The sequence below is a fragment of the Leptospira bourretii genome (assembly GCF_004770145.1).
Lineage (GTDB): Bacteria > Spirochaetota > Leptospiria > Leptospirales > Leptospiraceae > Leptospira_A > Leptospira_A bourretii.
On the sequence record NZ_RQFW01000019.1, the window covers coordinates 251955 to 269463 of the forward strand.

Sequence of the window (17509 nt, forward strand, 5' to 3'; positions counted from 1 at the left end):
TTCTAATCCAGTTCCGATTTCAGTTTGGATCTAATATCTTGGATTTTTTCACTACGGTTGGAAACAAGAAAAAGGAAAAGAAAGAGAAAGTGGAAGGCAATCACCCCAAGCCACATACTTTGTTTCATATCAGAATCCATCCCCCCTTTTCCAAGAACACTGCCAGGGTGGTTTCCTGGGTTTTCAATCCACCGAATAGCTCCCCAGGTAAGAACGGCACTCACGGCACAAAGGACGGAAAGATAAGCGGAAAGAATGGCTTTTTTGGATTTGGCAGGGACTAAATAACGGAAAATAAAATAACTTACCAAGGAAATACAAAGAATAAAGAAAGATTGTAACCTAGCATCCGTTTTGTCCCAAGGAACTCCCCAGGCGCTATAGGCCCAAATCGGGCCAGAAAACAAAACTCCAACCGCAAATAAAAAGGAAAGTTGGTTTGCAGTAAAGGCAAGTCTGTCCCAAAGCAAATTTCTGGTAAAAAGAAAAATTAGGGAAAAAACAAAAGAAAGGATTGGGCCATATAACGCAACCCAGGCGACCGGAACATGTAAATAAAAAATCCTGTGACTTAGTCCTTGTTCCAAAATGACATTAGGATACACTAACGAAAAGATAACGGCAAAGACAAGTGTGGTGCACACAACGAGATAAAAACCGATGTCGAAAACAGGGTGGAATATCCGAATCTTACGTTCCATTTTATTCCAAATTTTCAAAGATAGAAAGAAATTCTAGGAGAAAACAAGGTCTCAGTGCTCATTCCTAAGAATCTCAATCATCACCGAACCAAGCGTTGCATAAAAAATCATAAAAAACAAGAGAAGTCCCACGGACGGTAGGTAAAACCCTGGTTCCAGCCAATACCGATGTTCCGCTTCCAACCCAAAAAGAAATAGTGGAATGGAAAACGGCAGTTGCAACAAGGGAATGATAATTTCTTTCAAACGACTCTCAAAAGCGATGAGCCCAAGGGAAACTCCAAGAAACACAAGAGACCCACTACCAAGGTTAGCAAAAAGCCATTCTCCGAAAAACCGATCCATACTCATGTTTTGAAAGAAAACGGAAAGGACCAAAACAAGGGCACCATTCACAAGTATGGTACAAAACCAAATGGCAAAGGACTTGGCCAAATAAAGGGAAATTGGACTCACAAAAGAGAGACTTGCCTCCCAACCCATCGATTCTCGTTCTTCCCAAAGGCTTTGGCTTACAATCACAAAGTTAAGGATAAATATAATGGCCCATTTGATCCCACGTACACTTCTTTCCGTTAACATTTCATTTACTTCGATGGAGGTATAAAAAATAAATACCACAGAAACACTCAAAGTAAAAAGAGAAAGGATCCCACCAAGAGACCTACCAATCAGATAAAATTCTTTTTTAAGTAAGGTGAGTAACAAAAGCCCCCCCCTTTTCAATTTGTAATTGGGATGTACATTTTAATTCATCGGGAATCGAATGGAGGACTGCCAAAATCAATTTTGATTTGGATTCTTCATTGAGAAGATCGCTGAGAATTTTTGAGGAATCAGCATCTAACCCGGTGTAAGGTTCATCAAACAAAATCACATCTGCCGAAGAAAGTAGAACCCGAAGGATGGCAGCTTTTTGTTTCATTCCACGTGAAAAGGTATGAATGGGATCCCAAATCCGTTTTTGTAACCGGAAAGATTCTAAAAGTTGGTTTTTCCTTGTTTGGTCCAAAGGACGCCCGTCTAACTTTGCAAAATATTCTAAATTCTCTTCTAAACTTAAGGAGGAGTAAAATCCCAACTCATGACCAAGATAACTCAATTTTTTTTTGCCTTGGTGCCAAGTCCATTTGGGAGATGATAAAGAATGGTGGTAAATTTCTTTGAGAAGAGTGGACTTCCCTGCTCCATTTTCTCCGAGCACAGCCACAAGTCCTGTCTCAAAAAAAGAAAGATAAATCTCTTTCAGTAAGACCTTTTCGCCGACAGTTATAGTAAGCGCTTTTGTTTCCAAAAGGGTTTGGTTCATTCTACACCATGTTCTTCCGTAGCTTTAGTATCGCACTTCTGTTTTTATTCCCCACTCTGATTTGGGGACAAAAATTGATTGGAAACGTGGAATACCCAGAAATCCTCTGGGGCAAAGACCAAGAATTTGATACTTCTGATTTTCCCAATGGGTCTTTTATTTACCACAAAGACGATTTTATCCTCGCCAGGGGAAAACTCTTCCAAGGGGAACCTCCCAAATCAAATGGAAGTTTTACTTACGAACAAGAAACCATCACCAATTCTGGAAAATGGAATAATGATACTCTTGAAATTTTATTTTCAGAAAAACCAAATGTTCGTCTCGAAGTGATCAAACGTTTAGAAGCTGGCATTCGTTTTGATCCCCAATTTTTTCCTTTCCGATACAATTTAGGAAGATTGTATTCACTTGAAATGAAATATGAAAAAGCTTTGGTTGAATTTGAATATGCCAAAGCAGAAATGCCAGATTATTTTAAAACCTATCTCCACATTGCGATTCTTTCCGAAATCACACGCCAAGTGTATTATGCGATTATGAATTATAAACTGGCGGTAGAAAAAAATCCCTATGACACTGAGGCTTTAATCCGTCTGGCTGATCATTATTTGGCCACAGGTTTAAAAAACAGAGCACTTCTCTATTTAAACAAAGCCCTGAAGATTGAAGAAGAAAGTCCAAATGTGAAATTAGGATTTGCAAGACTCGAAATGGAAAAAGGAAATTTTCATATCGCATATAAAATTTTTAATCGCACCACTCTCACCACAGCGGAAGGAAAACCAAAACCTTACGATAAAAAATTTCATTATTATTTTGCAGAGACTGCTTCCAAAGTCACTGACTATGAAACGGCAGAAGAAGAATATACAAAGATGCTTACCTTTACAAATGATCCCTTTTTTGCCACAGTTTCTTCCAAAGTCATTGCAAGAAGACGTGACATTGCGAAAAAATTTGCCGAAGCAAAACGAACTCAATTGGATGATTCAGAAGAAGAAACAGCTCCCCCAAACGAATGATTCCTAGCTTCCTTTAATGTTTGTAACAACTGAGACTTTGGGTTTGATAGAATCTCATTCGTTGGACCAAATTCTACAATTTCTCCACCATCCAAAACAAAAATCTGATCACACATATACGATAAAAATCCTAAATCATGAGATACTATAAACATTCCTATGTTTTCAGTTTGGTTGATTTGTTTTAGTTCTTCTGCAATTTTTTTTTGGACAAGAACATCAAGAGCGGTGACAGGTTCATCCAAAAGTAAATATTCAGGAGAAGTGAGTAAGGCTCGAAGGATGGCAAATCGTTGCAATTGACCACCACTTAACTCTTGTTTTGTCCTTTCTAACAATTCTTTTGGCAAATCAAATCGGTCACAAAAAGTCTCAATACGAATCCGTTCTCTTTTTTTGGTATCCTCAGATAAAAAAATTCCCCTTTGGATACGGATTGGTTCGAGTAACAATTCTCTCATAGTGCCTATATGAGAAAAACTCCCATGTGGGTCTTGGAAGACTGGTTGTAGTTTGGGATTTTGCCTTTGGGGTAATTTCTCTTCTTTCCAATGCAGAGACCCACTCCACTTGTATCCAGATGTTTCGTCGAGTAGTCCTAAGGCCAACCGGAACAAAGTTGATTTCCCGGAACCTGATTTACCAATGAGGCCCGTAATCAGATTTGGCTTTGCTACTAAATTGATATTCTGTAAAAGTTGGCGTCCACCAATATGTACCGAAATATTTTTAAGAGTAAACATTGGGTTCACTCCATAAAATCATTGCGTTTCTTATTTTTAACATCAAGTTGAAGGAGAAGGAGAATGGAGAATTGGAACAAATTAAAATCACAGAAGTAGGCCCAAGAGATGGACTGCAAAATGAAAAAACCATTCTTTCCACTCAGGATAAATTTGAATTCGTATCCCGTCTAGTAGAAAGCGGATTGAAACATATAGAACTCACTTCCTTTGTCCGCAAAGACCGAATCCCGCAAATGGGAGATGCATTAGAACTCTCAAAACTCATCCTCCCAAAGTATAAAAACCTAGTGCAGTTTTCCTCTCTCACACCCAATGCCAAAGGTTATGAAGGAGCAAAGGAGGCCGGTTTTTCCGAGGTAGCAGTTTTTACTGCCACTTCAGAAACCTTTACCAAAAAAAATATCAATATGACGATTGAAGAGAGTTTGGAATTTTTTAAACCCATCTTCTCCCAAGCAAAATCCGATGGAATCAAGGTAAGAGGATATATCTCCACCGTAATTGCATGCCCTTATGAAGGAAAAATAAAACCAGAAAAAACCCTGGAAGTCGCTAAACGACTGCTAGATGCCGGAGTATACGAAATTTCTCTAGGCGATACGATTGGAGTCGCTGTCCCTTCGGAAGTAGAATCTCTTTTGGAAGTTCTTTTGAAAAAAATCCCTAACAATCTACTAGCAGGTCACTTCCATGACACCTATGGAATGGCCATCGCAAACACCAAACAAGCGCTCAGTATGGGACTTCGTAGTTTTGATAGTTCAGCCGGAGGACTCGGAGGTTGTCCTTACGCTAAAGGAGCTGCTGGAAATGTGGCCACCGAAGATCTCGTGTATTTTTTACATAGAGAAGGATATACAACTGGAATCCAATTGGATTCTCTAATTTCTGCCAGCCGATTTATGGAAGAAAAAATCGGAAGAAAACTAACCTCAAGAACTTATATTGCAATGAAGAATGCCGATTGATTTTAACCTTCTCCATTCTAAGTTAGAGGATTTAAGAAAAAAATACGAACACCTTCACTATTTAGATTCTGATCCCATATGTTTTCCCAAAAGATATAAGGACCCACTTGATATAGAAGTGGTTTCTTTGATTTCTTGTTTGTATGCTTACGGCAATGTCAGAAGTATCCAAGGTTTTTTAAAACCGGTCTTTTTGGACCTAGGGCCTTCTCCTTACCAAACTTTACGGAGAGCAGACAAAACCTTTTCCACGTTTCTAAAAAATTTGAAGGTATACCGGTTCCAAACAAAAACTGACAACCAGATCTTTTTCCAAACTTTCGCTCGTGTTCTGCAAGGATTGGATGCCAAATCCCCTCTCTTTGAATCCAAACTAACCAACGGCCAAGGTAATTTTGTTGGAGAAAGTTCGATTTCTATATTCCAAAGTTTCTGGGAGGAAGAACTAAAAATTACACTGGGAAAAAGGAAACTTACTTACGGCCTTCAATTTTTAATTGGAAAACCGGAAGCCAAATCTCCTAAAAAACGATTGTCCCTTTTTTTACGTTGGATGGTCAGAAATTCTTATCCCGACTTCGGTCTTTACCAAAACATACAACCAAACCAAATCCCATTTCCTTTGGATGTTCATATCCAAAAACTAATTCAAATTTTAGGAATTACAAACCGGAAAAGTTTCGGAGCCAAAGAAGCATATCTGATTAAAGAATTTTTTAAAAAGATAAATCCCGCAGATCCTTTGTTATACGACTTCTATTTAACTAGAGTGGGAATCATTGAAAGATGCACAGCAAAATACCAGAAGGATATTTGTGAAGTCTGTTATTTGAAGGAGGTTTGTTTGGTATTTGGTAGTGCCACGGGGAATTGAACCCCGATTGCAAGGATGAAAACCTTGTGTCCTAACCATTAGACGATGGCACCGTTTTAAGAACGTGGTTTGAGAGTTACAGGAACACTCTTTGTGAGTCGTCGGGGATTCGAACCCCGGACCCATTCCTTAAAAGGGAATTGCTCTACCAGCTGAGCTAACGACTCGTTCTGTAGCCAAGAATATCGAACCACCTTTCTCGGTCAACAACTACTTAAAAAAAAGATCAAGAGCTCTCGATTTTTTTTAGTCCATGATGATCGTGTGTTCGCGATCAGGTCCTGTGGAAACAATTCCAATCTTTGTATTCACTAGGTCTTGTAAGGACTTAATGTACGACTGGCAAAGTGTTGGTAACTTAGAAAAGGAATTGATTCCAGAGATATCATCCTTCCAACCTTTGAACTCAGCAAACAACGGTTTGACGTCCTCGAGTCCTTGTGATGGAAAAAAGTCTAATTTTTTGCCTTTGTATTCGTATCCTACAACAACAGGAATCGAATCGTAATGGCTAAGAACATCTATTTTCGTTAATACGAGAGAATTGATTCCGTTCACAGTCACTGCGTGTTTGATCATTTGTACATCAAACCAACCACATCGTCTTGGCCTTCCTGTAGTGGAACCATATTCACCACCTAACTTGCGTAGCACATCCCCGGCTTCCCCTAGAATCTCAGATGGGAACGGACCCTCCCCTACTCTTGTGGCATAGGCTTTGGTGATCCCAATCACATCTTGTAAATATCGGAAACTCACACCTGATCCTGCCAAGGCCCCACCAGTAGTAGGATTAGAGCTTGTTACGTAAGGATAGGTTCCAAAATCAATATCAAGCCCTGTTCCCTGTGCCCCTTCCAGAAGTACACGTTTGCCTTTTTGTAATTCCGAATTGAGGTAGTACACTGTGTTCACAATGTTTTTTCCCATTTTGTCAGCGAAGTCCAAAAGGAAATCATACATTTCTGTGATGTTGACAGGTTCCAAGTCGTAGTATTTAACCAGTTCTTGGTTTTTCACTTCAAGGATATGAGTTAGTTTTCGTTTGAGAACATCTTTATCTAAAAGGTCTCCGGCACGAACTCCGTTACGAAGCATTTTGTCCGCATAACACATCCCGATCCCTTTTTTTGTGGTCCCGATCTTTCTTTCAGGTGAAGAACCAGCCTCTCTTGCTTCATCAATCAATCGATGGTAAGGAAGAAGGATGTGACAGGAATCACTGATAAGGACTTTTTCTTTTACTTTGAATCCGTGTGATTCTAAATCTGCACACTCTTTTAAAAAGTATTCAGGATCCAAAACCACTCCGTTTCCAATCACACAAGTGGTATTGTCATAAATAATTCCCGATGGAACCAAATGGAAAATGTACTTTTTTCCACCCACCACAACCGTATGACCGGCGTTCGCACCACCTTGGTACCGAACAATGATATCTGTATCTTTGGAAAGATAATCAATTACCTTTGCCTTTCCTTCATCACCCCATTGTGCTCCGACAACTAAATTTGCAGGCATAATTCCCTCATTTCACCTTATTTACAATTTCTTCAATGGAATCAAGGTGCAGGGCAAAACCGCAGGCATCCTTCTTGATTCCCGTAAAACTTTCATACAATTCGTTATAAACTCCACCGGCAAAAACCGGTTCAGGATCCCCTTCCACATAACCCTGAAACATAAACCCAGTATAGTAGGATAAATCTCTCACAAGGGAAGGATCCCAAATACAAGGAATCTCTCCGAGAACTTTCGACCACTCAGCAAAAAAACTTGTGATGGTTTCTAAATCCCCTTTCAAAGTATCCCATTCTTTGGATGATAATATCTTATGTAATGCATTATGAAATTTTTGCATTTCGCTAACCGGAATGGGTCGCAGAAGCAACTGGATCATCTGCATATGGACTTCTGATGTGTTTTCTCTTGCAGCAAGAGAAACTAACTCTGGTAAGTTTTTAGTATACAATAGTTGCCGTAGAACCTTTGTTTGTTCCTCATTCCAACCTAAAATCTCTAATACAGAACGAAAAAAAGAAGAGTGACCAAATACAATCGTAAATGGCTCGGCAGGAACCGAAATTTTCCAAAGGCGATTCAAAATTTGAATTTGAGATATGATCTGGTTTGCATCGCTCTTTCCAAGTGATTCCACACCGATTTGTAGAATTTCTCGCCTTGAGGCATTGCGTTTTTTGTGGTCACGAATCTTACGTGCAAAGTAAAATACGTTTTGGTTCTCTTCCCAGTGGGAACGAGCCGCCATTCCTTTCACAACTTGTAGTGTTAAATCCACACCAGGAGATAGTTCATTCCCATCCCAGTCTTTTGTCACAAGTAAACTTTCGACTCCATGATCCAAATGAGAGCGAAACGAATTCGAATAATCAAAAGAAGGAAGGCTAATTTCAGAATACCCTTCTTTCTCAAAGAGTTCTGAAAATGATTGTAGTAAAATCCGCCGGTTTTTGCTTTCTTCGGGGCCTAAAAAATGAAATCCATCCGGAATCCACTTTTGTTCCGAGGAAATTGATTTGTTTTTTTGATTCATACCGGGATCTCGATCACCCAAGAAGTCAGTTTAGAGAAATCCTGGATTTACGCAATCAATTGTAAAAATCGAATAGACAAATCGAAAGTTTTCAGTAATTTAATGTCGGTTTAGAGGCATACATGACAGAAAAAGAAGCCACTTTGGGACGCTGGCATAAAGAATTTTTTGAGAACATCCACCTATTTGTAAAATCAGGTCTTACCGAGTCTGAAGCAAAGTCCATTTTAGAAGAGTTTTTAGTTCTTTCACAAAGCACTCCAAAACCAAAGGTCATGGATATCTTCCAAGAACCAGAACGATTGGAAGAAATCGGAGTGTATACAGACATTCGTCCTGAACCTCGCGACTTTATGTTAAAATTTCTCGATCCCATCATGAATAAATTCAAGGTGGAAGGAACAGAAAACCTAAAACTTTTGGATGGGGTCATTGGCAAATATCCTGTGACTTTAATTTCCAATCATTTAAGCCATTTGGATGCGCCTGCCATCTTTACTCTTTTATACAATTCAGGACCCGAAGGAAGAAAAATTGCGGAGTCACTCGTCTTTATTGCGGGGAGACTTGCCTTCGAACCAGACTTCACTCGCCTCGGTCTCTATATGTTTGGAACTCTTCTAGTTTGTTCCAAAAAGGATATGGCCGACAACCCTTCTCTTTCTGATGTGATGACCAAAATCAATATGCGAGCCTTTCGGAATTCACAAAAACTCCAATCAGATGGAAAGGTCATTTCTATTTTTCCAGAAGGAACTCGGTCTCGCGATGGAAGGCTTATGCCATTTGTGGACACTGTGTACCATTATGTTGCAAACAAAGTTATACTCCCGATCTCACTAGAAGGAACAGAAAAAATTCTCCCCATAGAAGGATTACTTTTTAACCAAGCAGTCGGAAAACTTGTCATCGGCAAACCAGTGCTTGTTGGGGAACTTACAAAAAAAGAAATGGAATCCTTTCCATCTCATATAGAACAGATTTCTTTTCCTGGAACGGGCGATAAAAAGCAGTTTATCATTGATAACCTTGCGCTTCTTGTTGGTAGCAACTTAAACAAACACAAACACGGAACCTATCGTAACCTCTATAAAGGAGACGTTAGAGAAACCAACCAACTCATTTCGATTCCGAAAAAACCCGAGGAACATGTTGTCATCATTGGATCATCCAATATGTCAGTGGCCTTCGCTTGTGTAATGGCAAACAAAAACGTAAAAGTAACCATCTACAGCCCCGATTCAGAAATGGTAAAACAAAGTAATGAAGAAAAACGCGATGTAGTTCATTATCCTATTTACAAACTCCCACCAAACATCGAATTTTCGGATAAACCAGAAGTTCTGGAATCTGCCACTCTCTTCATCCAAGGTACAAATCCATGGGAATTTGATGGAATTTACTCTAAAATTAGAACCCATTTGCAAAAAAACAAATCGCCAATGGTAAACGTCATCAAAGGCTTCACTGGATCAAAAAAAGGACTCATTTTAGAAGACTTAAACGAACTTTTGCTCATTGAAAGGGAAAGGTTGGCCGTAGTTTCTGGGGCCTGTTACCCAGACCAAATCATGGAAAGAAAAATTTCTGGATTTGAAATTTCAGCCTTCGAAGACTCTCTCATTCCGAAACTCAAAGAACTTTTAACAAACAATTATGTTTTCACAAGAACCGCTATCAATTCGAGGGATACAAAAGGTGTACAACTTGGTGGGGCTTTAAAAACTGTTTATGCGCTCGCAATGGGGCTTGTAGAAGGATACTTTAAACGAGAGTTAGGTGGTAATGTTGACAACACTTTGTTTCATTTAAGTAATCGATTTTTTAATGAAATGGTTTCGATTGGTGTATTACTTGGTGGGGATCCAACCACATTCAATGGACTTTCAGGTATGACAGATTTTATGTTGGCTTGTTTTGGATCTGACACAAGAGATAGAAAGTATGGATACGACCTAGCCTATGGAACAAGACCAGAAAAAATTACCAATGGTTTTTATGGACTCAAAGTATTGCCGAACCTAATCCAATTGGATGAAAAAAGACATCCCATTGTTACCGCTGCCTACCGAACGGTAATTCAGAATGAGGATTTTGATTTGGTAGCAGAAAAATTACAAATGCAACTGGCTCGCTAAGATTTCGGAAGATAAACTTGAAATTCCGTGTGACCGGGTTCCGACTGGAACTGAATCCGTCCACGGTGTCTTTCTTCCACAGACTGTTTTACTATCCCAAGACCAAGTCCCGTTCCTTCTCCTTTTTCCTTTGTTGTGTAAAAAGGCTCAAAAATTCGTTTCTGAATGGTAGGAGGGATTCCTGGTCCATTGTCTTTGACTCTCACAATGATTTCAGTTTCCAATTCGTCTACTTGGATGGTAAGTATCCCCTTAAAGGCCATGGCCTGCAACGCATTGTAGATGAGGTTTGTCCAAATCTGAATGAGTTCGTCTGGATAACCTGCTAAAACAGGATTTGCATTGTACAAACGAATGCATTCTACTCCTGTTTTCATTTTATTCTGATAAAGTGTCAGGACCGTTTCGATTGTATCGACTAGGTTAATATCCGATTTGGCTTCGTTTCGATCAAAACGGCCATAATTTTTTAAACTATAAACAATTTTGGAAGTTCTTTCGACTGCAAGCCGAATTGATTCTACACTTCTAAGCGTATTTAATTCAGATAAAACTAACTCTAGTAAGGGAGAAGATTTAAAATGAGATAATAAATTTTGATTCTCTAAAATAAAATCGGAGACTCCCAAATCAACGATTCGATCCGCTAAATCATATGCAGTCTCAATCCCTAAATCAAGAAAAATAGCTTCCAGAGTTTTTTTGGCTTTTCTGGATTCGGCAAATACATAAGTTTTCGGTTTGATCGTAAATAACTCAATCACCCAGGAAATGATTTCATTGATTTCTTTTTCTGAATACTTAGAGAAACATTCTTTGATTTGAAACAATCTTGTTCCAAAATTACCCATTCGGTAATGAATCTGTTCGCTAAAGGCGGAAATGGCTGCAAGGGGATTATTAATTTCATGAGCAACACTTGCAACTAACTGACCCAAGGTGGCCATTTTTTCAGAAAGAATCAATTGATCTTGCGTTTTTTGTAAATCTTCTAAAATGCGGTTTAGCTCTTTTGTTCTTTCTTTGACCGCAAATTCTAAAGCTTCTTTGTTTTGTTTGGATTCGGTGATATCAATGAGTATCGCAAGTAGAGTTGGTCTACCATGGTTATTGAGAATTGTATTTCCTGAAACCACATGACGAATTTCACCCGATTTCATACGTATGCTCGCCTCCATCCCGGTGCTCCAACCTTTTTTTTGAACTTCCTCTAAAAGCCTGGCTCGGTCGAGTCTTGTGATCCAAATATTCAATTCATGCGAAGTTTTTCCGACTATTTCATCTCTAGAAAATCCAATTAGGCGGCAGTACGCTTCATTCACATCGTCGTATTGACCAGTTTCGGCATTCGATAAACTAACTGCTGCTGGGTTTAGTCGAAATACACTTTCAAATAGTTCTTTGCTAATGACCAACTCACTTTGCAAAACTGCGGCAAGGTATTCCTTTTCCTTAAGCGCAGTGATATTCTGTCCTGCCGAAAGAAGATACTTTCCATTCTCAACGATTCGACCACTAAAGAGGATGGTGACAGTTGCCCCCGTTTTTGCAACCAGAGGCACTTCTAAATTCAATACATACCCATCTCTTTTTAATCCGGCCAAAATATATTCTCTGTCATTGACATTAGAATATATCCCCAAATCCAAAGTGGATTTTCCAATGACCTCCTCTCTAGTCCTTCCAAGCCAAGTACAATAAACATCATTGGCATCAACGTAGAGGCCCGTCTGCATATCGGTAAGTGCCATCCCGATAGGACTTGCACTAAAAGCGGTATGCCAAATTGAATCGGATGTGGATAAGGAAGGGAGCATGTTTGGAATGTAGAATTTAATCGGAAATCCAAACGAATGCAATAAAAAAAAAGCCTACTCAGATTCGAGTAGGCTTCTTTATCACGAAGCGGAAAAAAAGCTCTGCTTACTTGGCAGCTGCTTTCTCTTTTTTAGCTTTTTTAGGTTTTTCTTCTTTTTTAACGGGTTTCTTTTCTTCGCGTTTTGCTTTTGTTTCTGCTTTTAACTCATCTTGAGTTTTGCGATCCACAAGTTCCAAAATTCCCATCGCCGTGTTGTCAGAAGGACGGTTTACCAAACGAATGATTCTTGTGTATCCACCCACTCTTTCCGCATAACGATTTGCTAAGTCTTTCAAAAGTTTGTTCACGATTTCTTGGTCACCAAGGTGGCTATAAAGATATCGTGTGTTATGCAGGATTGCTGCATTTTTCTTTTGTTCGTCAAGATTTGCTAGGTTCGCGTCCAAATTGCGTTTTGCTCTTGTGATGATTCGTTCTGCGTAAGAACGAGCCACCTTCAACTTCGCAACAGAAGATTCAATTCTTTCGTGGCGAAGCAAAGAGATTACCATATTTTGGATCATAGCTTTTCTATGATCTGCGGATCTATTGAGTTGTTTAACTTTATTACGTTTATTCATCTTAAAAATCTCTCATACCGAAAGAAAGTCCCATAGAGGAAAGTTTCGCTTTCAACTCTTGTAAACTTTGTTCGCTGAAATGTTTTGATTTAGTCATTTCGTCTTCTGATCTCTTAACGAGTTCACCAATGAAGTCGATTTCCAAACTACGAAGAACGTTAGTCGAACGAACAGATAGTTCCAATTCTTCTACGTGTTTAGATAAAGCTGCTTTTAGTTTTTCATCAGCTTCATCCAACTCTTCTTCTTCTTCTTCAATTTCTTCTTCAAAGTTAATGAAAACAGTTAGGTGGTCTTTTAGAATTTTTGCTGCTTGTGCTACTGCATCTTCTGGAGAAACAGAACCGTCAGTCCAAACTTCCATAGTAAGTTTTTCGTAATCAGAACGTTGTGCAACACGAGTTTCTGATACTTCAAACAATACTTTTTGGATTGGTGAAAAAATTGAATCGATTGGGATAGTTCCCAATACTTCGATATCTTTCTTTTTATCTTCAGCAGGAACGTAACCACGTCCTCTTTGGATTTCCAAATCCATAATCAAATTGGCATCCTCATTAAGAGTCGCAATATGAAGGTCTGGGTTCATGATTTCAATGGAAGAGTCTACTGCCAAGTCAGCAGCACGGAAGTAACCAGCACCTTTTAGTTCTAAGTGGATTACTTTGCTTGCTTCTTTGTCTTCAGGCTCGTATTTGATTCGAACTTGTTTTAAGTTAAGAATGATACGAGTGACATCTTCTGCTACACCTTCAATGTAGGAGAACTCATGTGAGACTCCTTCAATTCGAATCGCGGAAATTGCCGCTCCTTCGATAGAAGACATGAGCGTACGACGAAGGGAATTACCGATCGTAGTACCAATTCCTCTTTCGAAAGGTTCTGCAACAAACTTACCGTAGTTTGGTGTATTCACATCGGTAGTGAATTCGATTTTTTTGGGTCTTTTAAAACCTTTTAATAAATTCTTTGGAGACAATGTCGTATCCTTCTTCTCTAAATTCTTACTTCGAGTACAACTCTACGATTACCTGTTCTTTCACAGGAATATCAATATGCTCTCTAGTTGGAAGTGAAGTCACTTCGCCAGAAAACTTGGTATAATCCACACTGACCCAGGAAGCAGTACGATTGATTGCTTGGGCAAGTTTGATATTTTCTTCGATAAACGTAGATTTTTGGAATTTCTCACGAATTTCGATTTTATCGCCAACATTCACACGATAAGAACAAATATCCACTCGGTGACCATTTACAAGAACATGTCTATGTGCCACAAAGTTACGAGCTTGTCTTCTAGTAACAGCAAAACCCATACGGTAAAGAACGTTATCCAATCTTCTTTCGAGGAATTGAAGTAAGTTTTCACCAGGAATCCCTGGAGTATGAGATGCTTCTTCAAAATATCTACGGAATTGTTTTTCTAAAACACCATAAGCGCGTTTTACTTTTTGTTTTTCACGTAGCTGTGCACCGTATTCTGTTACCTTCCCTTTTTTCTTAGGAGGAAGACCTGGTGGGTACTTTCTCTTTTCTAGGGAAGATTTTTCTTTATGTAATGTATGACTATTTTTGAGAAAGAGGTTAAGACCCTCTCTTCTCATCAATTTAACAACTGGACCTCGGTAACGTGCCATATCTAATTCCTACACCCTTCTTCTTTTTCGTGGTCGGCACCCATTGTGCGGGAGCGGAGTTACGTCTTTAATAAGTTTGATTGCAATGCCTTTTGTGGTCAAAGAACGAATGGCAGATTCACGTCCAATTCCAGGACCAGAAACCATTACATCCACTTCAGATAGACCAGCTGCTTCAATTGCTTTTTCAGCGGCATTCGTAGCGGCAACTTGTGCTGCATACGGAGTGGATTTTTTAGATCCACGAAAACCCATCATTCCAGAAGAGGACCAAGAAAGAACGTTTCCAGCCATATCCGTAATGGATACGATTGTATTGTTAAACGAAGCTTGGATATAAACCTTACCCCGTGGAACGTTTTTCTTTTCTTTTTTCTTAACCTTTTTGGTATCTTTTTTATTCTTTGCGTCTTTTTCAGCCATGGATTAGTCCTCTACTTAGTAGCCTTTTTCTTATTGGCTACAGTCTTCTTGACTCCCTTACGGGTTCTTGCGTTGGTTCTTGTTCTTTGTCCGTTGACTGGAAGTCCACGTCTATGACGGAAACCTCGGTAACAACCTACGTCCATCAATCGTTTGATGTTTAGGTTGACTTCTGAACGAAGATCCCCTTCTACCTGGTATGATTCTTCAATAACTCTTCGGATCGCGGCTTCTTGTTCGTCCGAAAGGTCCTTCACCCGGATAGATTCGTCAATTCCTGCTTTTTTCAGGATATTTTGAGAGGAAGTCTTACCAATACCAAATACGTATGTAAGACCGATCACTATTCTTTTGTTTGATGGTAAATCAACACCCGCGATACGTGCCATATCTTTCTATCTTTGCCTTTGTTTGTGTTTTGGGTTCGTGCAAATCACTCGGATTACACCTTTTCTGCGAATGACTTTGCATTCAGGACAGATTTTTTTAACTGATGCTCTAACTTTCATTATAGTTCCTATTTCTTTCTGTAGGTAATACGGCCCTTGGTTAAGTCATAAGGAGAAAGTTCCACAGTGACTTTATCTCCAGGTAAAATACGAATGTAATGCATACGCATCTTTCCTGAAATATGTGCTAAAACTTTGTGACCATTCTCTAGTTCCACACGGAACATCGCATTTGGTAACGGTTCTAGAACGGTTCCGTCAATTGTGATTGCTTCTTCCTTAGCCAGGGTCTATCTCCTACTAGATCGATTTTAAAATAGTGTTAGTGATTTCTTCCATACTTCCCAACCCATTGATTTGCCGAAGGATCCCAGAGCCTTTATAAAAGTCTATTAGGGGCAACGTCTTTGTGTTGTAAGTATGCAGACGGTTTTTGATGGTCTCTTCGTTGTCATCCGAGCGTCCTTCTTTGATCGCTCTACCTAGCAACCGTTTGACGAGTTCTTCGTCAGGAACGTCTAGGTTGACAACGGAGTCGAGCTCCATGCGGAGCTCTTTGAGGATTTCCGAGAGAGCCTTTGCTTGCTCCACCGTCCTAGGAAATCCATCCAGTATGAATCCATTTGCACAATCAGCTTCGACCAATCGGTCGCGAATTATGCCTATAACGACAGCATCTGGAACAAGGTCTCCAGCGTCCATATATTTTTTTGCTTCAACACCCATAGGCGTCCCGTTTTTTACGGCAGCACGGAGGATATCTCCGGTAGAGATTTGTGGAATTTGGTATTTCTCTTTGATGATGTCAGCTTGGGTCCCTTTTCCAGCGCCTGGGGGCCCCATAAAAATGAGTCTCTTCATTCGTTACACTCTTCCCTTGATTTTAGTCTTCTTCATGAACCCTTCGTAATTTCTCATAAGGAGTTGGGCTTCGATTTGTTTCAAAGTTTCGAGTGCCACACCCACCATAATGAGAAGTGAAGTTCCTCCGAAAGTATACACCAAAGTTCCTCCACCGGTGTTAGAACCGAGGTTTAAAAACTTGATGATGAGATACGGAGCAAGAGCAAGACCAGCAAGGAAAAGAGCACCCGGAAGGGTGATTCGATTCAAGATTTTCTCAATCATATCTTTTGTTTGGCTACCAGGGCGAACGCCCGGAATAAACCCGCCGTATTTTTTTAGGTTATCAGCAAGCTCCTGTGGGTTGAACTGAATCGCCGTATAAAAATAAGCAAAGAAAATGATAAGAGATGTATAAATCACATAGTAAAAAAGGGCATGGTACCAAATTTGTGAAAATGGATTAAAATAGTCCATAATCACTGCCCAACCAGCCCACTGACCACCCTTAGAGGATAACCACTGAACAATTGTTTGTGGGAAAAGGATAAGTGAGGATGCAAAGATAATTGGCATTACGTTGGCACTGTTCACTTTGAAAGGAATGGACTGGCTACGAGCCTGAACCATCTTTCTTCCCACCATTTGTTTTCCGTAATTTAACGGAACCCGGCGAACCCCTTGGGTTAAAATCACCGTTAAGGCAATCAGCACGATAAATATAATGATCAGAATCAGGATACTGAGAGCATCCGAAGTATCAGAAGTAAACATCGCAATGAGCGCTTCTGGCATACGACCAATAATCCCTGCGAAGATAATAAGAGAGATTCCATTACCGATACCGCGTTCTGTGATCTGTTCCCCGAGCCAAATGAGAAGAACTGTTCCCGTAGTGATGGAGAGCATCGCAATCGGTAAAAAATAACCTTCTACAGATGGGTTGATAAGACCTGGGTATTTCGCTTGCGCCGTTCCCGATCCCGTAGACCAAGAATTAGCAAGTTGGATCACCGCAAGTGATTGGATTGCACAAAGGATAAGAGTACCGTACTTAGTGTACTGCTGGATCTTTTTTCTACCCTCTTCTCCTTCTTTTTGCATCTTTTGCAAACTAGGAATGAGAACCATCACTAGCTGCATGATGATGGAAGAAGAAATATAGGGCATAATCCCTAGAGCAAAAATAGAAAATTTTAAAAGAGCACCACCTGCAAACAAATCTACCATTCCGAGGAAACCTTCACTCGGATCGGCAGTAATGCCCGTCACAATCAAACTATTGATACCTGGAATGGTGACATGAGTCCCCATTCTAAAAAGTAACAACATACCGATCGTAAATAGGATTTTAGATCTTAATTCCGGGATTCGAAAGATGTTAGCGATGGTTTGAAACATAG

At 39.7% G+C, this 17509-nt stretch carries 20 protein-coding genes and 2 tRNA genes; 4 read left to right on the forward strand and 18 right to left on the reverse strand.

What is annotated here, in order from left to right; genetic code table 11:
* Positions 1–2: 2 nt before the first annotated feature.
* The 3 genes from ccsA to EHQ47_RS15500 are packed head-to-tail and all read right to left on the reverse strand — an operon-like array spanning position 3 to position 2010.
* Positions 3–701 carry a cytochrome c biogenesis protein CcsA gene (ccsA, locus tag EHQ47_RS15490; protein WP_135747923.1) on the reverse strand — a complete coding sequence of 233 codons (699 nt, stop codon included), beginning with the start codon at positions 699–701 and terminating at the stop codon, positions 3–5.
* Between the two features lie 51 nt (positions 702–752).
* Positions 753–1409, reverse strand: coding sequence for a heme exporter protein CcmB (locus EHQ47_RS15495; protein ID WP_135777536.1), 657 nt, complete (start codon positions 1407–1409; stop codon positions 753–755).
* Entirely contained in the window at positions 1390–2010 is a 621-nt protein-coding gene (locus EHQ47_RS15500) for an ABC transporter ATP-binding protein (protein WP_135777537.1), read from the reverse strand. The genes EHQ47_RS15495 and EHQ47_RS15500 overlap by 20 nt, the downstream gene beginning before the upstream one ends.
* 8 nt (positions 2011–2018) lie before the next feature.
* Here EHQ47_RS15500 and EHQ47_RS15505 point away from each other — a divergent pair, with 8 nt between their 5' ends.
* On the forward strand, positions 2019–3035 hold the full coding sequence (locus tag EHQ47_RS15505) for a tetratricopeptide repeat protein (RefSeq protein WP_135747925.1): 1017 nt from the start codon (positions 2019–2021) through the stop codon (positions 3033–3035).
* On the opposite strand, the gene EHQ47_RS15510 is transcribed toward EHQ47_RS15505, so the two are convergent.
* Complete coding sequence (locus EHQ47_RS15510; protein ID WP_135777538.1) at positions 2990–3778, reverse strand: ABC transporter ATP-binding protein; 789 nt, start codon at positions 3776–3778, stop codon at positions 2990–2992. The two genes, EHQ47_RS15505 and EHQ47_RS15510, sit on opposite strands and share 46 nt — an antisense overlap.
* A 71-nt stretch (positions 3779–3849) precedes the next feature.
* On the opposite strand from EHQ47_RS15510, the gene EHQ47_RS15515 reads away from it, so the two are divergent.
* Both EHQ47_RS15515 and EHQ47_RS15520 read left to right on the forward strand, forming a co-directional pair.
* On the forward strand, positions 3850–4749 hold the full coding sequence (locus EHQ47_RS15515) for a hydroxymethylglutaryl-CoA lyase (protein WP_135747927.1): 900 nt from the start codon (positions 3850–3852) through the stop codon (positions 4747–4749).
* A complete protein-coding gene (locus tag EHQ47_RS15520) occupies positions 4739–5623 on the forward strand; it encodes a TIGR02757 family protein (protein ID WP_244290380.1) in 885 nt (294 codons plus the stop codon). The genes EHQ47_RS15515 and EHQ47_RS15520 overlap by 11 nt, the downstream gene beginning before the upstream one ends.
* On the opposite strand, the gene EHQ47_RS15525 is transcribed toward EHQ47_RS15520, so the two are convergent.
* The 4 genes from EHQ47_RS15525 to EHQ47_RS15540 all read right to left on the reverse strand — a co-directional run bounded on the left by EHQ47_RS15525 (position 5602) and on the right by EHQ47_RS15540 (position 8177).
* A tRNA-Glu gene (locus EHQ47_RS15525) sits at positions 5602–5676 on the reverse strand. The genes EHQ47_RS15520 and EHQ47_RS15525 overlap by 22 nt on opposite strands.
* Before the next feature lie 41 nt (positions 5677–5717).
* Positions 5718–5790: transfer RNA gene (locus EHQ47_RS15530), tRNA-Lys, on the reverse strand.
* 79 nt (positions 5791–5869) lie between these two features.
* Positions 5870–7144, reverse strand: coding sequence for an adenylosuccinate synthase (locus tag EHQ47_RS15535; protein WP_135747928.1), 1275 nt, complete (start codon positions 7142–7144; stop codon positions 5870–5872).
* Between the two features lie 7 nt (positions 7145–7151).
* Positions 7152–8177, reverse strand: coding sequence for an ATP phosphoribosyltransferase regulatory subunit (locus tag EHQ47_RS15540; protein ID WP_135777539.1), 1026 nt, complete (start codon positions 8175–8177; stop codon positions 7152–7154).
* A gap of 122 nt (positions 8178–8299) precedes the next feature.
* Between EHQ47_RS15540 and EHQ47_RS15545 the strand changes: the two genes are divergently transcribed.
* A complete protein-coding gene (locus EHQ47_RS15545) occupies positions 8300–10315 on the forward strand; it encodes a 1-acyl-sn-glycerol-3-phosphate acyltransferase (protein WP_135747930.1) in 2016 nt (671 codons plus the stop codon).
* On the opposite strand, the gene EHQ47_RS15550 is transcribed toward EHQ47_RS15545, so the two are convergent.
* From EHQ47_RS15550 to secY, 10 genes are all read right to left on the reverse strand, one after another.
* Positions 10312–12132, reverse strand: coding sequence for a PAS domain-containing sensor histidine kinase (locus EHQ47_RS15550; RefSeq protein ID WP_135777540.1), 1821 nt, complete (start codon positions 12130–12132; stop codon positions 10312–10314). The genes EHQ47_RS15545 and EHQ47_RS15550 overlap by 4 nt on opposite strands.
* 106 nt (positions 12133–12238) lie before the next feature.
* Complete coding sequence (gene rplQ / locus EHQ47_RS15555; RefSeq protein ID WP_135747932.1) at positions 12239–12754, reverse strand: 50S ribosomal protein L17; 516 nt, start codon at positions 12752–12754, stop codon at positions 12239–12241.
* Between the two features lies 1 nt (position 12755).
* Positions 12756–13733 carry a DNA-directed RNA polymerase subunit alpha gene (locus EHQ47_RS15560; protein WP_002974165.1) on the reverse strand — a complete coding sequence of 326 codons (978 nt, stop codon included), beginning with the start codon at positions 13731–13733 and terminating at the stop codon, positions 12756–12758.
* A gap of 25 nt (positions 13734–13758) precedes the next feature.
* Positions 13759–14391 carry a 30S ribosomal protein S4 gene (gene rpsD, locus EHQ47_RS15565; RefSeq protein WP_135747933.1) on the reverse strand — a complete coding sequence of 211 codons (633 nt, stop codon included), beginning with the start codon at positions 14389–14391 and terminating at the stop codon, positions 13759–13761.
* Between the two features lie 9 nt (positions 14392–14400).
* The gene (gene rpsK / locus EHQ47_RS15570; RefSeq protein WP_004783964.1) at positions 14401–14814 is read right to left on the reverse strand and encodes a 30S ribosomal protein S11; all 414 of its coding nucleotides are present in this window, start codon (positions 14812–14814) and stop codon (positions 14401–14403) included.
* Between the two features lie 11 nt (positions 14815–14825).
* Positions 14826–15203 (reverse strand): 30S ribosomal protein S13, encoded by a 378-nt coding sequence (rpsM, locus tag EHQ47_RS15575; RefSeq protein WP_035983662.1) that lies wholly within the window; start codon positions 15201–15203, stop codon positions 14826–14828.
* 6 nt (positions 15204–15209) lie between these two features.
* On the reverse strand, positions 15210–15323 hold the full coding sequence (gene rpmJ / locus EHQ47_RS15580) for a 50S ribosomal protein L36 (RefSeq protein WP_002974084.1): 114 nt from the start codon (positions 15321–15323) through the stop codon (positions 15210–15212).
* 8 nt (positions 15324–15331) lie between these two features.
* A complete protein-coding gene (infA, locus tag EHQ47_RS15585) occupies positions 15332–15550 on the reverse strand; it encodes a translation initiation factor IF-1 (RefSeq protein WP_012476295.1) in 219 nt (72 codons plus the stop codon).
* A 13-nt stretch (positions 15551–15563) separates the two neighbouring features.
* Complete coding sequence (locus EHQ47_RS15590) at positions 15564–16124, reverse strand: adenylate kinase (RefSeq protein ID WP_135747934.1); 561 nt, start codon at positions 16122–16124, stop codon at positions 15564–15566.
* Between the two features lie 3 nt (positions 16125–16127).
* Positions 16128–17507 (reverse strand): preprotein translocase subunit SecY, encoded by a 1380-nt coding sequence (gene secY, locus EHQ47_RS15595; protein ID WP_004783927.1) that lies wholly within the window; start codon positions 17505–17507, stop codon positions 16128–16130.
* Positions 17508–17509: the final 2 nt, after the last annotated feature.